The 17,171-nt window shown below is 65.1% G+C and carries 16 protein-coding genes; 6 read left to right on the top strand and 10 right to left on the bottom strand.

The window, feature by feature from the left end; translation table 11 throughout:
* Window positions 1-210 precede the first annotated feature (210 nt).
* A complete protein-coding gene (locus AB6M95_RS17260) occupies window positions 211-969 on the bottom strand; it encodes an HD-GYP domain-containing protein (RefSeq protein WP_371387990.1) in 759 nt (252 codons plus the stop codon).
* A gap of 2 nt (window positions 970-971) precedes the next feature.
* Entirely contained in the window at window positions 972-1,295 is a 324-nt protein-coding gene (locus AB6M95_RS17255) for a tetratricopeptide repeat protein (protein ID WP_371387989.1), read from the bottom strand.
* 267 nt (window positions 1,296-1,562) lie between these two features.
* On the opposite strand from AB6M95_RS17255, the gene AB6M95_RS17250 reads away from it, so the two are divergent.
* A complete protein-coding gene (locus AB6M95_RS17250; protein ID WP_371387988.1) occupies window positions 1,563-2,018 on the top strand; it encodes a YbaY family lipoprotein in 456 nt (151 codons plus the stop codon).
* Window positions 2,019-2,120: 102 nt separating this feature from the next.
* On the opposite strand, the gene AB6M95_RS17245 is transcribed toward AB6M95_RS17250, so the two are convergent.
* From AB6M95_RS17245 to rfaD, 8 genes are all read right to left on the bottom strand, one after another.
* The gene (locus AB6M95_RS17245) at window positions 2,121-2,795 is read right to left on the bottom strand and encodes a DUF47 domain-containing protein (RefSeq protein WP_371387987.1); all 675 of its coding nucleotides are present in this window, start codon (window positions 2,793-2,795) and stop codon (window positions 2,121-2,123) included.
* 45 nt (window positions 2,796-2,840) lie between these two features.
* Window positions 2,841-4,079 carry an inorganic phosphate transporter gene (locus AB6M95_RS17240; RefSeq protein WP_371387986.1) on the bottom strand — a complete coding sequence of 413 codons (1,239 nt, stop codon included), beginning with the start codon at window positions 4,077-4,079 and terminating at the stop codon, window positions 2,841-2,843.
* Between the two features lie 45 nt (window positions 4,080-4,124).
* Window positions 4,125-5,918 carry a HAMP domain-containing sensor histidine kinase gene (locus AB6M95_RS17235; protein WP_371387985.1) on the bottom strand — a complete coding sequence of 598 codons (1,794 nt, stop codon included), beginning with the start codon at window positions 5,916-5,918 and terminating at the stop codon, window positions 4,125-4,127.
* 411 nt (window positions 5,919-6,329) lie between these two features.
* The gene (locus AB6M95_RS17230; RefSeq protein WP_371387984.1) at window positions 6,330-6,551 is read right to left on the bottom strand and encodes a hypothetical protein; all 222 of its coding nucleotides are present in this window, start codon (window positions 6,549-6,551) and stop codon (window positions 6,330-6,332) included.
* 71 nt (window positions 6,552-6,622) lie between these two features.
* Entirely contained in the window at window positions 6,623-7,747 is a 1,125-nt protein-coding gene (gene alr, locus AB6M95_RS17225; protein ID WP_371387983.1) for an alanine racemase, read from the bottom strand.
* Complete coding sequence (gene mutL / locus AB6M95_RS17220) at window positions 7,747-9,609, bottom strand: DNA mismatch repair endonuclease MutL (RefSeq protein WP_371387982.1); 1,863 nt, start codon at window positions 9,607-9,609, stop codon at window positions 7,747-7,749. The genes alr and mutL overlap by 1 nt, the downstream gene beginning before the upstream one ends.
* Window positions 9,610-9,678: 69 nt before the next feature.
* Window positions 9,679-12,066 carry an LPS-assembly protein LptD gene (locus tag AB6M95_RS17215; protein ID WP_371387981.1) on the bottom strand — a complete coding sequence of 796 codons (2,388 nt, stop codon included), beginning with the start codon at window positions 12,064-12,066 and terminating at the stop codon, window positions 9,679-9,681.
* Window positions 12,067-12,081: 15 nt separating this feature from the next.
* Window positions 12,082-13,062, bottom strand: a complete 981-nt coding sequence (gene rfaD / locus AB6M95_RS17210; RefSeq protein ID WP_371387980.1) for an ADP-glyceromanno-heptose 6-epimerase — start codon at window positions 13,060-13,062, stop codon at window positions 12,082-12,084.
* A gap of 234 nt (window positions 13,063-13,296) precedes the next feature.
* Here rfaD and AB6M95_RS17205 point away from each other — a divergent pair, with 234 nt between their 5' ends.
* From AB6M95_RS17205 to AB6M95_RS17185, 5 genes are all read left to right on the top strand, one after another.
* Window positions 13,297-14,352: an OmpA family protein gene (locus tag AB6M95_RS17205; RefSeq protein ID WP_371387979.1), complete on the top strand. Its 1,056-nt coding sequence runs from the start codon at window positions 13,297-13,299 to the stop codon at window positions 14,350-14,352.
* A gap of 71 nt (window positions 14,353-14,423) precedes the next feature.
* Window positions 14,424-14,927, top strand: coding sequence for a hypothetical protein (locus AB6M95_RS17200; RefSeq protein ID WP_371387978.1), 504 nt, complete (start codon window positions 14,424-14,426; stop codon window positions 14,925-14,927).
* A 181-nt stretch (window positions 14,928-15,108) separates the two neighbouring features.
* Window positions 15,109-16,299: an endonuclease/exonuclease/phosphatase family protein gene (locus AB6M95_RS17195; RefSeq protein ID WP_371387977.1), complete on the top strand. Its 1,191-nt coding sequence runs from the start codon at window positions 15,109-15,111 to the stop codon at window positions 16,297-16,299.
* 75 nt (window positions 16,300-16,374) lie between these two features.
* Window positions 16,375-16,578: a YwbE family protein gene (locus AB6M95_RS17190; RefSeq protein WP_371387976.1), complete on the top strand. Its 204-nt coding sequence runs from the start codon at window positions 16,375-16,377 to the stop codon at window positions 16,576-16,578.
* A gap of 8 nt (window positions 16,579-16,586) precedes the next feature.
* Window positions 16,587-17,036 (top strand): YaiI/YqxD family protein, encoded by a 450-nt coding sequence (locus tag AB6M95_RS17185; RefSeq protein ID WP_371387991.1) that lies wholly within the window; start codon window positions 16,587-16,589, stop codon window positions 17,034-17,036.
* The last annotated feature ends 135 nt before the right edge of the window (window positions 17,037-17,171 follow it).

Raw genomic sequence — 17,171 nt, 5'->3', positions numbered from 1 at the left:
AAGGGGGAAAGGGAACCCTTTGAAAAGGGCTTCCCTTTCCCCCTTCCCCCGGACCCCCATCCCCCTTTCCTTCCTAAACTTTTTATTGCCGCTTCGCGGGATGTGCGGCCACGGACTGTTTGCTTTTTCTCCCAATGTTTCAATACGTGGCCTTCTCCATATCCCTTGCCCACGCGCCTGCCGAAGGCACACAAAAAGTTTTGGAGATTCTCAAGAGCCTTTTCCAAAAGGTTCTTGAGCGGGGTCCGGGGCGGGGCCCCGGCCGCCGGAGGCATCATCATCCCCTGCCGCCGCATCCGGGGCAGGCCTGACCAAGCGGAGGATCTTGCCGGACGCGCGGCGGAAGGCGGCCACCACGGCGGGGTCGAACTGGGTGCCTGCGCCGCGTTCTATTTCGCGGCGAGCGAGGTCGATGTCGAGGGCGGCGCGGTAGGGGCGGTTCTGGAGCATGGCGGACAGGGTGTCGGCCACGCTGATGATGCGCGCGCCGAGCGGGATGGCCGCGCCCTTGAGGCCGTGGGGATAGCCCTTGCCGTCCCAGCGTTCGTGGTGGTGGAGGACCATGGCGACCACGCCGAGGCGGCTGAGGGCCGTCACGGGCGCGAGGATGGCGGCCCCGGCCTCGGGGTGGTTGCGGACGGCCCGCCATTCGGCGGTGGTCAGGGGACCCTGTTTCTTGAGCACCGCGTCGGGCACGCCGATCTTGCCGATGTCGTGGAGGTGGCCGGCCACGTGGATGACGGCGGCCTGGCTCGGAGTCAGTCCCATGGCCAGGGCCAGGGCGCGGGCGACCTCGGCCACCTCGTCGGAGTGCATGGAGGTGTGCGGGTCCTTGGCGTCGATGGCGTTGCCCAGGGACTCGGCGAACTGGTGCAGGGCCGTGGTCACGAAATGGTTCGGGTCCGGGCAGGATATGGAAGGCCCCGGCAGCGGACGGGCCGCTGCCGGGGCCAGGCGGGAAGAGTTCATGGTCAGGCGGCCCTGCCTTGGGCCAGGGCGGTCAGGGCGTCGAGGTTGCGCATGATGACCCGGTGCAGGACGTTGCCTTCGCCGCCGCCCTCCACGGCCCGTCCGGCCGCGATGCGGAAGCTGACGCGGGCCTCCTCGTATTTGCCGGACATCTGGTAGACCAGGGCCATGTTGTTGCGCACCTTGGCCTCGTGCAGGGGCGAATTCATGGCCCGGGCCAGGCTGTCGGCCTGGGTCAGCTGGAACAGGGCGTCGCCGGGACGGCCATCATTGCAGGCGCGCATGCCTTCGCGGTTGAGGGCGCCGAGTTTCTTGAGCTCGCTCATCTGTTTCTCCTTGGGTTGGATGTTCTCCGGCCGCGCCAGGCGCGGACCGGCCGGTACATCGGCCTTGGATGTAAACAGAGCCCGCGCCTTCTGGAGCGGTCGTCATGAGCGGAACGGGAACACGGTTGGCGGACATGGAAAGACCATATTGAAATTGAATCTCAATATCAAGACTTTTCCACACACTTTTTTCGCGCCCGAAAAATGGGCCGGGGTACTGGCGTGCCGCGCCGAAATTGCGTAGCATGCCGGAAACATGGAGTCGCCATGCACCGTACACCCGTCCTCACCGCCCCGGCCCTGCTGGCCGTCGCCCTGATCCTGGCCGCCCTGGGCGGCTGCACGGCCGCCTCGACCGAGAAGAGCGCCGCGTCCGTCAGCCCGTCGGACGGAAAGGCCGCCCTCAAGGTCACGGTCTTCTACCGCGAGCGCATGCTGCTGCCGCCGGGCTGCGTCCTGTTCGTGGAGCTTCAGAACATCTCCCAGCTCAACCCCGAAGACAACGGCGTGGGCAACGCCTTCCTGCCGGTCAAGGCCGCGCCGCCCTTCAAGGCGGTCCTGCGGTACGACCCCGGCAGGATCATCGCCCAGTTGCACTACGCGCTCTCGGCGCGCATCGTGCTCAAGGGGCAGGTGCTCTTTTCCGGCAGCACGCGCATCGATCCCCTTTCCTGGCCCAAGGACAAGCCCGTGGAAATCCAGGTGACCATGCCCAAGCGCTAGGCGCGAGGCGGAGTTCCAAAGAGAGGACGTAAAAAGGCCCGGCGCATGGCGTCGGGCCTTTTTCCATTCGCGGGAGGGGCGCGGACGGCGCGCCGTTCCGGACTATCGGGCGATCATGGAGCGCAGCAGCTCGGCGCAGTTCTCGGTGTTGTGCCCCATGTTGTCGAGGCAGTCCACGAAGTGCAGCAGCTGGTAGATGTCCTTGAAGTCGATGTCCTTGTCGTAAATTTTCGTCTGCAGGTCGTTCTTGCGGCGGCGGACCTCGTCGCGCTCCCTGCGGACCTTGCGGTAGCACTCCTTGGTGCCCTCGCGGTCCAGGGACTCGCCGTTGAGCAGGGTGATGGTGGACTTGAGCGCCGGGCCGAGGAGCACGGTGCACTTGGCCACGGAATCCAGGAGGTAGATCATTTCCTTCTGGACGTCCTCGGGGATGGCCACCGGGCGCATGGCCAGCCAGTGCAGGGCGTCCTGGGCCGCGTCGAGCACGTTGTCCTGGCTCTTGGTGTAGGACAGGAACAGGTGCTTCTCCACGGCCATGAACAAGCCCTTGGGCAGGTGGTTGCGGATGTTGCGCTTGATGGAGTCGGCGTGGTTCTCGATCTCGTCCACGGCCTTGGTCAACTCCTTGAACTCGCGGCACACCCCGCCGGACACGTAGCACTCGAGGGATTCGTCGATGGCGGCGATGCACTCGGCGATCTTGTCATAGTGCTCGACCAGCCCTTCCATGGGGGAGCGGCTGCCGAGCAGGCCGAAAAAGGGAATTCTCAATGTCATATGGTGACCTCTACTGAAAAGGGTTGTTGCGATTATTGTTGTAACCTAGCTGTAACACAACCATTTGAGCAGCACAAAGATTACTATGCTGGTCAGGGCCGCGATGGGAACGGTGGCCACCCAGTAGGCGACGATGCGCAGCAGGACCCGGAAATCCACGGCCGAGAAGCCGCGCGCCAGGCCCACGCCGACCACGCCGCCCACCGCCGCATGCGTGGTGGACACCGGCAGGCCGAGATTGGAGGCGACCAATACGGTGGAGGCAGCCCCGAAGTCAACGGCAAAACCGCGCGTGTTGGTCAGGGTGGTGATCTTCTCACCCACGGTGGCCATGACCTTGTGGCCGAGCACGGCGATGCCCACGGCGATGCCGAAGCCGCCCAGGACGAGCATGGGCCACGGGACCTCGGCCTTGGCCAAAAGCATGTGCTCCTTGGCGATGAGGTAGATGGCCGCCACCGGGCCGATGGCGTTGGCCACGTCGTTGGCGCCCTGGGACAGGGCCACGTAGCAGGACGTGCCGACCTGCATCTTGCGGAAGATCCGCTCCACGCCCTCGGCGCCCTCCTCCGCGTCCAGCACGAACTTGGACACGTAGTGACGGGCCACGGCCCAGGCCGCGAAGGACAGAGCCGCGGCGATGGCCAGCGAGCCCGTCCAGTGCAGGCCGAGCGCCTTGCCCGCCGGGGTCTTGTACAGGAAGGACAGGGAGATCATGGACAGGGTGATGGCCACCCAGATGGGCGCCCATTTCTTGGCCTGCTGGATGAAGTGGCGCTTGTACAGGATATATTTTCGGATGTGGGTGAAGATGAAATAGGCGATGGCCGCGGCGAAGAACGGGGAGATGATCCAGGACAGGACGATGCCGCCCATCTTGAGCCAGTTGACGACGTCCGGGCCGCCCGCCACCAGGCCGAATCCGGTGATGGCCCCGACGATGGAGTGCGTGGACGAGACCGGCAGCGAAGTCAGCGTGGCCACCAGGACCCACAGCCCGGCGGCCAGGAGCGAGGCGAACATGCCGATCATGATCAGCTTGGGGTCCGAGATGACGTCGGGATTGATGATCCCCTTGCTGATGGTCGCGGTCACGTGCGAGCCGAGGAAGACCGCGCCCACGAAGTTCAGGACGCCCGCGATGAGCACGGCCTGCTTGACCGTGATGGCCCTGGCCCCCACGGCCGAGGCCATGGAGTTGGCCACGTCGTTGGCCCCCAGGTTGAACGCCATGAGGAACCCGGCCCCCACGGACATGTATAGAAACAGATCGTAAATATCCATCGTATCGACCCTCTTCCGAGGGAATTGGTTAGAGGTTGCCGTTGCCTACAAAGCCGTTTCCCCCGGCTTGTTCAGGCGGAAGCAGAAGCGTGCGCCCCGCACGTCTTCGCCGTAGCCGTCGTGCCAGATGTCGCCGCCCAGGTTCTTGACGATGCGGCGGCAGATGGCCAGGCCCAGCCCGGCGCTGCCCGACCCGTCGATGGTGTTCTCGTCCACGCGATAGAAGCGCTCGAACACCTTGGTGGAGTGTTCCCTGGAAATGCCCGGCCCCTGGTCCTCCACGCAGAAGACGATGGACTCGCCGTCGTCCTCGGCGCTGACCGTGATCTTGCCGCCCTCGGGGCTGTACTTGACCGCGTTGTTGAGCAGATTGTGGAAGACGTGCAGCAGCCCGTCGGTCTCGCCCATGACCATCATCTCGTCCTCCGGGGTGCGGGTGCGGAAGGTGATCCCCCGCTCCCCGGCCCACAGGGCCAGGTCGTCGATGGCCCTGGACAGGTGCTCGCGGCCGGACAGGGGCACCAGCTTGAGCCGCTTCCCGGCCTGCTCGGACTTGGCCAGGGCCAGCATGCTGGAGATGACCTTGTCCATGTGATCCGCGTTCTTGAGCACGATCTCCAGAAATCTGTGCGCCGCCTCCGGGTCGTCGGGCGGCATGTCCAGCAGGGTCTCGGTGTACCCCTTGATGGAGGTCAGCGGCGTGCGCAGCTGATGGGAGGCGTTGGCCACGAAGTCCTTGAGCCCCTTCTCGCTGCGCTTCATTTCGGTGATGTCGTAGAAGACCAGGATGACCTTGCGCACCCCGTTCTGGTCCAGGAACCGCTCGGCCGTGACCTCGACGGTGCGCGTGTCCATGATGTCGATCTGGATGGACCGGGGTCCGGCCTCGGGCTCGGCGATGACCCGGTCCACCAGGTCCTGGATCTCGAAGCGGCGGATGACCTCGATGGGCGAACGGCCCACGGTGGTGGAGGGCAGGTTGAACATCTCGTCCAGGGCGGCGTTGAAGGATTCGATGCGCCCGTTGGAATCCAGGGTGAGCACGCCCTCGCGCATGCCGCCGAACACGGCCTGCAGCTGGCCCTTCTGATCCTGGATGAGCTCGATGTTGCGCTCGATGGACTGGGCCATGGCGTTGACCGACTGGGCCAGGGGCTTGAACTCCCCGCCGGGCAGGACGCGCAGCCTTTTGGAGTAGTCGCCCTCGCCGATGGACCGGGCCAGTTCGGAAAAGGCCCGGATGTCGCGGCCCATGTTGCGGGACATGATCACGCTCAGGAGCACGGCCACGGCCAGGGTGCCCAGGAAGAGCCAGATCAGGTTGGTGCGCAGCAGGTCGAGCCGCGCGCTGACGTGGGAGAACGGCACGGCCATGCGCAGGATGCCCGCGTCCACTGCGGGCACGCCCGGAAACTTCCGGGCTACGTAGAGCATGTCCTTGTCCAGGGTGTCGGAGTGGCGCACGTTCACGCCCCAGCCGGTCTTGAGGGCGGACAAAACCTCGGGCCGGTGGCTGTGGTCGTCCATGGTGCCGAGTTCGGCGAAGGGCACCTCGGAATCGGCCACCACCTTGCCGCCCACGATGTAGGTGATTCGGGAATTGAGCTTGAAGGCCAGCGCGTCCAGCCACTCCGCGAAATCCTGTTCGGACTCGAACAGCGAGTGGTCCTGGATGAGCCATTCGATGGCTTCGATCTGGTGGTGCGTGCGGATCTCCGCCTCGGTGACCAGCTCGTCGCCCACGATGCTCGTGGAGTAGAAGAAGACCACGGCCATGGCCATGAGGAGGAGTCCCCAGGTCCACAGCAGTATCCGCATCTGAAAAGAGCGCAGTTTCATTGCTTCGTCCTTAGATGGCGCGTTCAGCGGTTTCATTGTTGCTCGACGCGATCAAGTACCTTTTTCGCCGAACGCGTGCGCTGTGTAACACAATCGTAACCGAAATGTAATGTTTCCAATTGTTACAGTTACGTGACAAAAGCGTCCGGCAAGCGCAGGGAAAAATGCAGTGAAATAAGCCGGTTGCGCTCGACAGAGATCCGTGAACGCGTCCCGCATTACGATGTTTTCATTGGATTAAGCGGCGCTCACGCGGTGTCGGCACTCGCGCCGGAAGCCGGGAGGAATCCCCGGCGCCGTCGTGGCCGACAACATGGCCGGCCGCCGCTCCGGACGCGCAAAAGGCCCGGACCGGCGGGCAGGAACTCCTGGACGCCGGGCCGGGCCCGAAACTCGCTTGGCGCGGGGCGGCTAGAAGCCGCGCACGCACTCCATGAGGTAGGTGGAGACCTCCACGCGGCAGACCCCGTTTTCCACAATGAGGCGCACGTTGTTCTCCGGAATGAGGGCCATGTCCTCGGCCACGTCCAGCCACTTGCCCTCGACCCACTCCGGGGTCACGCCGTTGGCTTCCATCTCCCTGACGGGATAGCTCTCGGCCACGACCCATTCATCGTCTTGCACAGCAGGCATATCCTTGCTCCCCGGCCGCCAGTCCGCGCATGCGCGGCGGCCTCTCGTTGTTCGTTAGCGGTCGAAAAAATCTACACGTACTCGCGCCGGTTCTGCCCGAGCAGGCAGAAGGCCTCGTAGGTGATGGTGTTGCCCCATTCGGCCAGGTCTTCGGGGGTCACGGGGCGCTCGCCCGGTCCGCCCAGCAGCCAGGCCTCGTCGCCCGGCAGGACCTCTTTCCCTTCACCCATAAGCTCGGTCACGTCAACCGCGGTCATCTGCATGCACACCCGGCCCCGGATGGGCACGCGTTTGCCGTGCAGGACCATCTCGCCCTTGTTGGACAGGGCCCGGCTGTAGTTGTCGGCATAGCCCACGCCGATGATGGCCACCACGGAGTCGCGCTCGGCGGTGAAGGTCCAGCCGTAGCTGATGGACTCGCCCTTCCTGAGCGGATGGACCTGCATGACCGGGGCCGTGATCTCCATGGCGGGCTTGAGCTTGCCGGGCAACCGTTCCTCGCCCGCGCCCTCCAGGGGGTCGCAGCCGTACAGGCTGATGCCCAGCCGCATGGAGTCCAGGCGGCAGTTCTCGTGGGCCATGCCGCCCGCCGAGTTGGCCAGGTTGGCCTCGACCTCGAATCCGGCGCGGGCCAGGCCGTCCAGGGCGGCCTGGAACCGCCGGGCCTGCATGGCCACGTCCTTTTCCCGGCCGGGCTCGTCGGCCCGCGCCAGGTGCGAGGTGGCCATGACCGGGGTGACGGGGCTGCCCTTGAGCAGGGCCGCGACCTCGTCCACTTCGTCGGGCAAAAATCCCAGGCGGCGCATGCCGGTGTCGAACTTGAGCCCGATGTCCAGCGGGCCGTTCTTTTCGGCCGCGGCCAGGACCCGCTTCAACTGCGCGAAATGGGAGATGGGCGTGATGATCCGGTGGTCCCAGAGGGACTGGATGTCCTCGTCCGAGATGGGCCCGAGCAGGGCCATGATGCGCTTTTCGCAGCCGGATTCGCGCAGCTTGGCCGCCTCGTGGACGAAACCCACGGCAAAGGTTTCGGCCCCGTCCTGTTCCAGGGCGCGGGCCACCTCGACCAGCCCGTGGCCGTAGGCGTCGGACTTGATGACCGGGATGACGTTGTCGTGGAGTTCGGTGAACAGGCGGTAGTTGTGGCGCAGGTTTTCCAGGCGGATACGCACGCGGAGTTTATTGTAGTCTATCATCACTTTCTCTTGAACAGTTTTTCGAGATCGGAAGGCGTCCAGCGCAGGACCACGGGCCTGCCGTGGGGGCAGAACTCGCGTTCTGGCGTGGCCAGCCAGGTCTCCAGCAGGGCAAGAGCCTCGTCCACGGCCAGCGGCTGATTGGCCTTGATGGCGGTCTTGCAGGCCATCATGGTCCACAGGTCGTCCAGCCCCCTGGCCTTTTCCGCCAGGGCGTCCTTGAGATACTCCCGCGCCTCGCCGGTTTCAAGTGTCGGAGGGATGCCCCGGACCAACGCCTTGGCCGGGCCGTCCAGCTCGATGACGAACCCCATGGCCCGCAGATCCTCGCGCAGGTCGGCCAGGACCTCGGCCTCGCTGGGGTGCAGGGGCAGCTCCAGGGCCAGGGCCAGGGGCTGGGAATCGCCCTTTTTGCGTTGCTCGCGCATGGCCGCCAGCAGGACGCGCTCGTGGGCCGCGTGCTGGTCCACCAGCTCCAGGTCCGCCCCCCGGCGCAGGACCAGGTAGGTGTCCGCGATCTGGCCGAGATAGGTGTAGCCGCTGCCCGACAGGGAGGCGGGCCGCAGGGCGTCGGGCCCGGGCTCGCGGGCCAGGGACGGCGCGGCCGGGCCGCCGGGAACTCCACCCCCGTCGCGGGAAACCGGGGGCGGCACGGGCAGGTCCAGGGCGCGCGCCCGGTCCTCGGTGAACGCCCTGTAGGTGGAAAATTTCGCGTCCTGGAACGCGGCGGGCCGGTGCGCGGACCGGGACGGCTCGGACGAACCGGCCGAAGCGGACTCCCGGTAGGCCGGGGAACCGGCAAAGGCGGACGGCGCGGGGTGGCGGTCCGGATCGGGCGCGGCGCAGCCGGTCTGGATCACCCCGTCCGGGTCGGACAGGGCCTGGAGCACGCCGGAGCGGATGGCCGAGAATACGCGGCGCTCGTCGATGAAGCGGACCTCCAGCTTGGCCGGGTGCACGTTCACGTCCACCTCGTCGCGCGGCAGGTCCAGGAACAGGACCATCTGCGGGTACTCGCGGGACAGGAGCATGCCCTTGTACGCCTGGCGCACGGCCGAGAGCATGAGCTTGTCCTGCACCGGGCGGCCGTTGACGTAGAGCAGGATGCGGTCGCCGCGTCCCTGGGCGGTGTTCGGCGACCCCGCCACGCCGTGCGCGCGGTAGCCGTCGCGCCCGCAGTCGAAGGGCGCAAGCCCCTGGCACACGGACGGGGGCCAGAACGCGGCCAGCCGGTCGGCCAGGGTCTGGTCCGGGGGCAGGCGGAAGAGCTCGCGCCCGCCCACGGTCAGGGAAAAACCGGTGGACAGGTGAGCCAGGGAGACGCGCATGAGCACGTCCTGGCAGCGGCGGTTCTCGGTGGACTCGGTCTTGAGAAACTTGAGCCGGGCCGGGGTGGCGGCGAACAGGTCGCGGACCTCCACGCGGGTGCCCGAGGCGAGCGCCGCCGGTCCCTTGGATGCGACCTCGCCCGCGCGGACCTCGATGAAGGCGGCCTCGTCCGCGCCCTGGGCGCGGGAGGTCATGGTGAAGCGCGAGACCGAGGCGATGGACGGCAACGCCTCCCCCCGGAACCCGAAGGAGCCGATGGAGGACAGATCGTGAAAATCGCGGATCTTGCTGGTGGCGTGCCGGGTCACGGCCAGCTCCAGCTGGTCCGCCGGGATGCCCGTGCCGTTGTCCTGGACCACCAGGAGCGAGCGGCCGCCCTGCTCCACGGTCACGTCCACGCGGGTGGCCCCGGCGTCCAGGCCGTTCTCCACCAGTTCCTTGACCACGCTGGCCGGACGCTCGACCACCTCGCCCGCGGCGATCTGGTTCTTGAGCCCCGGCGGCAACACTCGGATTTCGGGCAATGCGTTCATATCATCTCTATGTAAGCATCGGGCGCGGCGGCGCAACCCGGGAACCTTCCGGAATGTTCCGGCCGGGGCCTAGAAGTTGAGCAGGTCGAAGCCGACCACGAAGCGGTTGTCGCCGGGCTTCTGGGAGTAGAGGAAATGCAGGGTGTAGCACTCGGCGGCCCAGTCGAGATACACGGTCCGCTCCAGATCCTGCTCGTCCACGAAGTCGTGGCGGAATTTGACCCCCACGGTGTAGGTGTCGTTGATCTGCCATTTGGCCCCGAACTTGATGATGGACATGTCGTTGTCGCGGTTGCGCTGGTACTCGTCGATGCTCTGCAGGAAGTCGTAGCCCACCGAGATCTCGCCCAGGCCGTCCTTGTAAAACCGGATGGTGTTCTCGCTCTGGGTCATGTCGCCCTTGTACGGGGAGAACCAATTGCGGGTCAGGATGTCCACGTAGTTGGCGGGCTTGACCTTCAGCTCGGCGATGATGTCGGAAAACGGCCTGCGCTCGTAGCGGTCGCGCTCGTCCGTGCGCTGGGACTCGCGGATGTCGTAGGACTGCTCCAGCCGGAACGTCAGGAAGTCGAGGTAGTCGCGGGCCACGCTGGCCGCGGGCTCGCCATCGGAGCCGGGCGACAGGACCACGCTGTCCCGGCGGCGGTCCAGCACGCTGGTCAGGGAGTAGGTGACCTTGTTCCTGCCCTCCGCCCTGTCCTCGCTGTCGAAATAGGGGAGCTTCTCCTGGCCGGTGACGTTGTTCCTGTAGGCGTACTCCAGCCGGGGGATGATCGAGTTCTTCAGCCGGGTCCAGCGGGAGGTGCCGGCCAGGCTCGGGTCCGCCTTGGGGGCCTCGTCCAGGGAGAAGGTCCGGGTCATCTCCGAAAAGGCCGTGAACCCGCCGGTCCAGAGGGTCCTGGTCTGGAAGCCGTCCTTGATCTTGGTGGTGTCGATGACCGTGTCGCGGCCGTCGGTGCCGACCACGTTCAGATTGCCCGCGGCCTCGTGATCGGTCAGGGAGTAGGCGGTCGCCTGCATGGACACCGACGGGATGACCGTCAGGTAGCGGCTCTTCAGGGGATATTTCAGCTCGGGCGAAATGATCGCGCGGTGGCCCGAGTCGCCGTATTCGCGATGGAAATAGTCGTACTTGGCGTCCACGGCCCCTTCGAGCCCGGCGCCCAGGGACTGCTGCCAGGCGTAGGCGTTCAGCTCGGGCAGGATCTGGACGGTCGGATTCTCGCTGCTCGGCTTGTTGCCGTTCATGTAGGCCAGGTTCTGGTCGTACTGGGTGAAGCCGACCACGCCGAAGCGGTCCCAGCTGCGGCTGACGTACGCCTTGTTCAGCCGGTCCAGGGAGTCCTTTTTCTCGATGTCGCGGCCGAACACGTCCAGGAACTCCTCGCGGGTCTTCTCGTACCCGTTGGGGCCATGCTGGAAGTCACGCAGGTAGTTCTGGTCCGAGACCAGGTCCAGGTCGAGCTTGATCTTCCACTGCGGGCTGCCCAGCCAGCCGTCGTACTTGCCGCGCACCCACCAGCGGTCGCGGTTCTTGCGGGTCAGGCCGTCGTCCCGGTAGTCCTTCCACTCGTCGGCCTCGGTGGACGCCCGGATATTGTCGTTCATGACGTCCGCCTGCCACAGCCCACGGGACGAGGCGTCCTCGGCGTGCCGGAACTCGACGCCCTGCATGTAGCCGCGTTTGCTCATGTAGTTCTGGTAGAAGGTGGCGTCCATCTCGTCGTTGATGACCCAGTAGTACGGCAGGTTGACCTGCAGGCCGAGTTTATCCGACGTGGAGAAGTAGGGCATCAGGAAGCCGGACTGCCGGGGGCCCCGGCCGGGCAGGACCATGTATGGCCAGTAGAAGACCGGCACGTCCTTGATGCGGAAGGCCGAGTGGTACAGTCGGACGCTGCCGTCCAGGGTGACGTCGCCCTCCCCGGAGGTCACGGACCAGGCCGGTTTCTCCCCGGAGCAGGAGGTCACCTTGGCGTTCTTGAAAGTGTAGGAGTCGCCCACGGACTTGCCCACGCGCTCGGCCTCGACGTAGATGTGCGGCTTGGCCATGAACAGCTTGCCGTTCTTGAGCCAGCCCGTCATGTTGGTCAGGTCGAACTCGCCCTCGTCGGCCTGGAGGAAGTCGCCGCCCCAGTGGGCCCGGATGTTGCCCTTGAGAAAGACCCAGCCCGTGGCCTGGTAGTAGCGCGCGAAGTCGGCGCGCAGCTGGTTCTCGCCGAGGCTCAGGGAGACGTTGCCGAAGGCCTCGACGTACTCGCTGGTGTGGTCGCCCACCACCCGGTCGGCCGAGAAGGTCCATTCGTCCTGTTCGGGCGTCTGCACGGGCGCATCCGGCACGTACTTCCTGACCTTGTTCCGGTCGGGCGTCTTGCCGATGATCGTCCACGGCAGGCACAGCGACAGGATGAGGATCACCCCGGCGGCCAGCGATATGCGCGAAAGCTTGCGTTTCAAGAAATAGTCCTTCGGCTACCGGGACCGGAGGTACCTGTCGTCCCTGTCCAAATAATTTTGGACGTAATCCTTGGCCCCATCCTCCAGGCTCGTCATTTTGACGGTGCAGCCCGCCGCCTTGAGCTTATCCATGTTTGCCTGGGTAAAGTATTGATATTTATCACGGATCGCCTCAGGCATCGGGATGTATTCGATCACCGGTTCGCGATTCATGGCGGAAAAGACCGCATTCGCCAAATCATTCCAGGTCCTTGCAGTTCCCGTACCGACGTTGAAGATGCCGCCCTTGTCGCGGTGCTCCAGGAACCAGGCCATGATGTCCACGCAGTCCTTGATGTAGACGAAGTCGCGCTTTTGGCCGCCGTGGGGGTACTCCTCGCGGTAGGACTTGAACAGCTTGAGCTTGCCGGTCTCGAGGATCTGGGAGTGGGCCTTGCAGATGACCGACTTCATGTCGTCCTTGTGGTACTCGTTGGGACCGAACACGTTGAAGAACTTGAGGGAAACGATCTGGTCGAGGATTCCGGCGTCCTTGGCCCAGAGGTCGAAGAGCTGCTTGGAGTAGCCGTACATGTTCAGGGGGCGCAGCCTGTCGATGCCGTCCTCGTCGTCGTCGAAGCCGAACTCGCCGTTGCCATAGGTGGCCGCGGACGAGGCGTTGATGAACCGCGCGTTGTGGCCCATGCAGAACCGGCAGACGTATTGGGTATAGCGGTAGTTGTTCTCCATGAGGAAGTCCGCGTCGAGCTCCGTGGTCGAGGAGCAGGCGCCCATGTGGACGACCGCCTCGGTCTCGAACGGGTCCTCGCCCTCGAGGATGAACTTGAGGAACTGGTCGCGGTGCAGGTAATCCTGATACTTGAGCCCCACGAGGTTGTTCCACTTCTCGCTGGTGGACAGGTTGTCGACCACCAGAATGTCGTCAATGCCCATCTGGTTGAGCTTCCAGACCATGGCGCTGCCGATGAAACCCGCGCCGCCGGTGACTATGTACATGGCTACTCCTTGCTGCCTCGATGACGCCCCGGGGGCGTAAACGCTTCTACATACTGTGTTCAAGGTCGAGACGCAACCGCAAGAACCGGCTCTTTCCCTGGACAGGGCCCGGCATTCTGATATCTTACGGGATAAGCACACTTGCGGGGTACCCCTGTTTTGCGTATATAGTGGTAACAGGTCCCCCCGAGCGATGGACCATATTTTGCCAACAATCTCTAAAGGAGTGAGATCATGACACAATCTAGAAAACTGCTTTTGTTCACGCTGGCCGCGATGTTGACTTTCTCCTTCGCGTTCGCCGCAACCGCCAACGCCAAGATGGTCAAGAAAGTCGACAACTTCATATTCTTCGTCGACCAATCCGGTTCCATGGCCATGCGCAATGCCGACGGCGTCAAGAAGATTGATAAGGCCAAAAGCGACATGCTGGCTCTGAACGCCGCCATCCCGGCGCTGGACTACAACTCGGCCGTGCTCCTGTTCGCCCCGTTCGAGGTGCAGTGCTCGCCCAAGCCGTATTCCGACGCCAACGTGGCCGCCGCGGTCAACGGCATCGATTCCGACTACCAGATCTTCAACCGCCGCACCCCCATGGGCGCAGGCCTTGACGACGTCAGCCCGATCCTCGGCAAGATGTCCGGCAAGACCGCGCTGATCATCTTCACCGACGGCGAGTCCAACTACGGCGCCGACCCGGTGGCCGTGGCCAAGAACCTGTACGCAAAGCACGGCTCCAACCTCTGCGTCCACGTGGTCAGCTACGCCGAGACCCCCGAGGGCCAGGCCGTGGTCGACGGCATCCGCGCCGCCTTCCCCTGCTCCGTGCCCGCCGACGGCGCGACCTTCGCCGACGCCACCGCCCTGAACAAATACGCCAAGGACGTCTTCTACGCCGACGTCGCCGAGCCCGCTCCGGCCCCGGCTCCCGTCGTGGCCGCCCCGGCCTCGGCCAAGGAAGTGGTCTCCTTCAACCTGAACTTCGGCTTCGACAAGTACCAGATCACCGATGAGATGATCCCCGTGCTGGAACAGGCCAAGATGATCCTGGAAGAAGACCCGTCCGCCACCTACGAGATCTCGGGCCACACCGACTCCACCGGTACCGAGGTCTACAACCAGGGACTGTCCGAGCGCCGCGCCAATTCCGTCATGAAGTGGCTGACCGGCAACGGCATCGCCACCGACCGTCTGGAGGCCAAGGGCTACGGCGAACTCAATCCCAAGTACGACAACGCCACCAAGGAAGGCCGGAAGCTCAACCGCAGGGTTGATATCCAGACCAAGTAAGAGTATATGAAACGTGGTTGGGCGGCGCTCCGCCGCCCAACCCCCTGCTCTGGTTGGAAGGAATCAACGCCATGCACAAATTTTTCATGTATGCCTTTGGGGCCGCGCTTCTGACCGGGGCTTTTTTTGCGGCCTCCCAACAGGCCGCCATGGCCCAGGACCTCGCCGCCATCTCGCCCGGCGACGCCACCACCCGGATCAACACCAAGAACATGCCCCTCTACCTCGATGAGGGGCTGGTCACCAAGAACACGGACTTCAGCCGGTTCGCCAGGGTCAGGGCCCAGTCCATGGACCGCAACCACCGCATGACCCGGGCCCATATGCAGATCATCAAGCAGGCCGACGGCTCCTACCTGGCCCGCTACCACGCCATAGACATGGACTCCATCGTCACCAAGGTCAGCCGCTCTTCGTCCAAGACCGTGCCCTTCGTGGGCGTCATGCGCTTCTGCGAGCTGATCATGGAGGCCACGGCCGAATCGCCCGCCGCCTGCAAGAAAGCCGAGTTCAAGCCGGTGACCGTGATCCCCAACCGCCAGATCTTCAGCTTCCGCAAGGGCTCCTGGCAGTAGCCGCCCCTCTCTCCCGTTCCCTTCGCGGTCCGCACCGCTCTTTCGGCACGCCCGCTTTCCGGGCTGCTTTCCCTCTTTTTCACACGCCCCCGGTTGCCCTCCTTCCTGTTCCCGGATACAGACGAAGTGATACCCGCCCTCCGGGATCGCCCGGACGGCCACCTTTCGCCTAGGGGGCGAGATGATCAACTACTGGCCGCTCAAGTACGAGACCGCGGACATGCGCCGCCGCACCGTGGACGGGCTGCGCGCCCTGCGCAAGCTCGCCCGGGACGCCATGCCCGGGGCCACCCTGCACGACACCCTGGTGCTCGGCACCTGGAACATCCGCAACTTCGACGACAACCGCTTCGGCCACGGGCCGCGCATCAAGGAGTCCCTGTACTTCATCGCCGAGGTCGTCTCGGCCTTCGACGTCCTGGCCGTGCAGGAAATCTGCCGCGACCTCACCCCGCTCAAGCAGCTCATGCGCCTGCTCGGCCCGGGCTGGGACTACGTGGTCACCGACGTGGCCGAACAGGACGGCGGCAACCAGGAGCGGCTCGGGTTCCTCTACAACAAGGCCAAGGTCCGCTTCAAAGGCGTGGCCGGAGAGATGGTCCTGCCGGTCAGGGACCTGATCGAACACGGCGACAAGCGGTTGCAGCTCTCGCGCTCGCCCTTCGGCTGCGAGTTCCAGGCGGGCTGGTTCCGCTTCCTGTTCACCACGGTGCACATCTACTTCGGCAAGGAGAGCCAGGGCTCCCCGGAATACGCCCGGCGCGTGGCCGAGATCGACGCCGTGGCCGCCAACATCGCCAAGCGCGCCGAAAAGGAGCCGTGCAGCTACATCCTGGTGGGCGACTTCAACATCGACGCCATGGGCGACCCGTCGGGCAACGCGCTGGTCCGCAACGGGTTCGAGGCCGTGCAGAACAACCTGGGCTCCAACATGGACAAGACCAGATTCTACGACCAGATTTCCTGGCTGCCGCGCAAGGGCACGGTCCGCCAGACCCGCTCCTCGCGCAACCAGGGCGTCCTGGACGTGCTCTCGGCGGTCATGAACGAGGACCAGTTCCCCGACTACCGGGAAGCGGTGGAGGCCACGGTCCGGGGCCAGATCGACAAGGCCGCGGCCGAGCGCGCCGAACGGCTGGCCAAATCCAGGGACGTCTCGGCTCAGGACAAGCGCATCGCCAAGCTCGACGCCCTGCTGGCCGACCCCGCCGAACTCAAGGCGTACTACCTCCAGACCTGGAGGACCTTCCAGATCAGCGACCATCTGCCCCTGTGGGTGGAGCTGTCCATCGACTTCAGCGCCGAATACCTGACCCGGTTGCGCAACATGCCCGGCGCCCTGGAGAAGCCGAACGCGGAGATTCCCATGTAGCGGCTGGACAAACCGGCCCCGGCCCCGCATGATGCGGCTTCCCGAAACCCCATGATCCACCGAAGGAAACCAGACATGGACGGAAGAAACCGCAAGGACGTCAGGCCCGGCCAGCGGGTCAACATCGTGCTCAAGAAGGACCAGCGCACCGGCGCACTGACCGAGGGCACGGTCGCCACGCTGCTGACCAAGTCGCCCACCCACCCGCACGGCATCAAGGTCCGCCTGACCGACGGCCAGGTGGGCCGGGTCAAGGAAATCCTCGGGCAGGAGGCCTGACCATGGCCCTGCGCATCTGGGTGGACGCCGACGCCTGCCCCAACGCCGTCAAGGAAATCCTGTTCAAGGCCGCCCAGCGCCGCCAGGTCCCGCTGACCCTGGTGGCCAACACCCCGCTCCGGGTGCCGCCCTCGCCGCTCATCGACACCATCGTCGTGGGCGCGGGCTTCAACGTGGCCGACGACGAGATCGCCCGCATGGTCAACCCCGGCGACCTGGTCATCACCGCCGACATCCCCCTGGCCGACGCCATCGTCACCAAGGGCGCCACCGGCCTCAACCCGCGCGGCGAACTCTACACCGAGGACAACGTCAAGGGCCTCCTGCGCATGCGAAACCTCATGGAGGAACTCCGCTCCGCCAACCTCGCCCCCGGCGGCCCCGCCCCCCTCGGCCCCAAAGACAAACAACAATTCACCAACCAACTCGACCGCTTCCTGACCAAGGCCGTGAGATAAGATGCCTCCGGGCCTCCGGCCGTTGGCGAGTCTTCGAGCCTTACGGATGAGGACAGCAGCGATCGGCCGGGGGAAGGGGAGGAAAAACCCTTTGAAAAGGGTTTTTCCTCCCCTTCCCCCGGACCCCCATCCCCT

The organism is Pseudodesulfovibrio karagichevae, from assembly GCF_041414475.1.
In the GTDB taxonomy this organism is placed as follows: Bacteria; Desulfobacterota; Desulfovibrionia; order Desulfovibrionales; family Desulfovibrionaceae; genus Pseudodesulfovibrio; species Pseudodesulfovibrio karagichevae.
The sequence above is the reverse complement of the archived record's forward strand: the minus strand, read 5'-3'. Positions and strand labels throughout refer to the sequence as shown.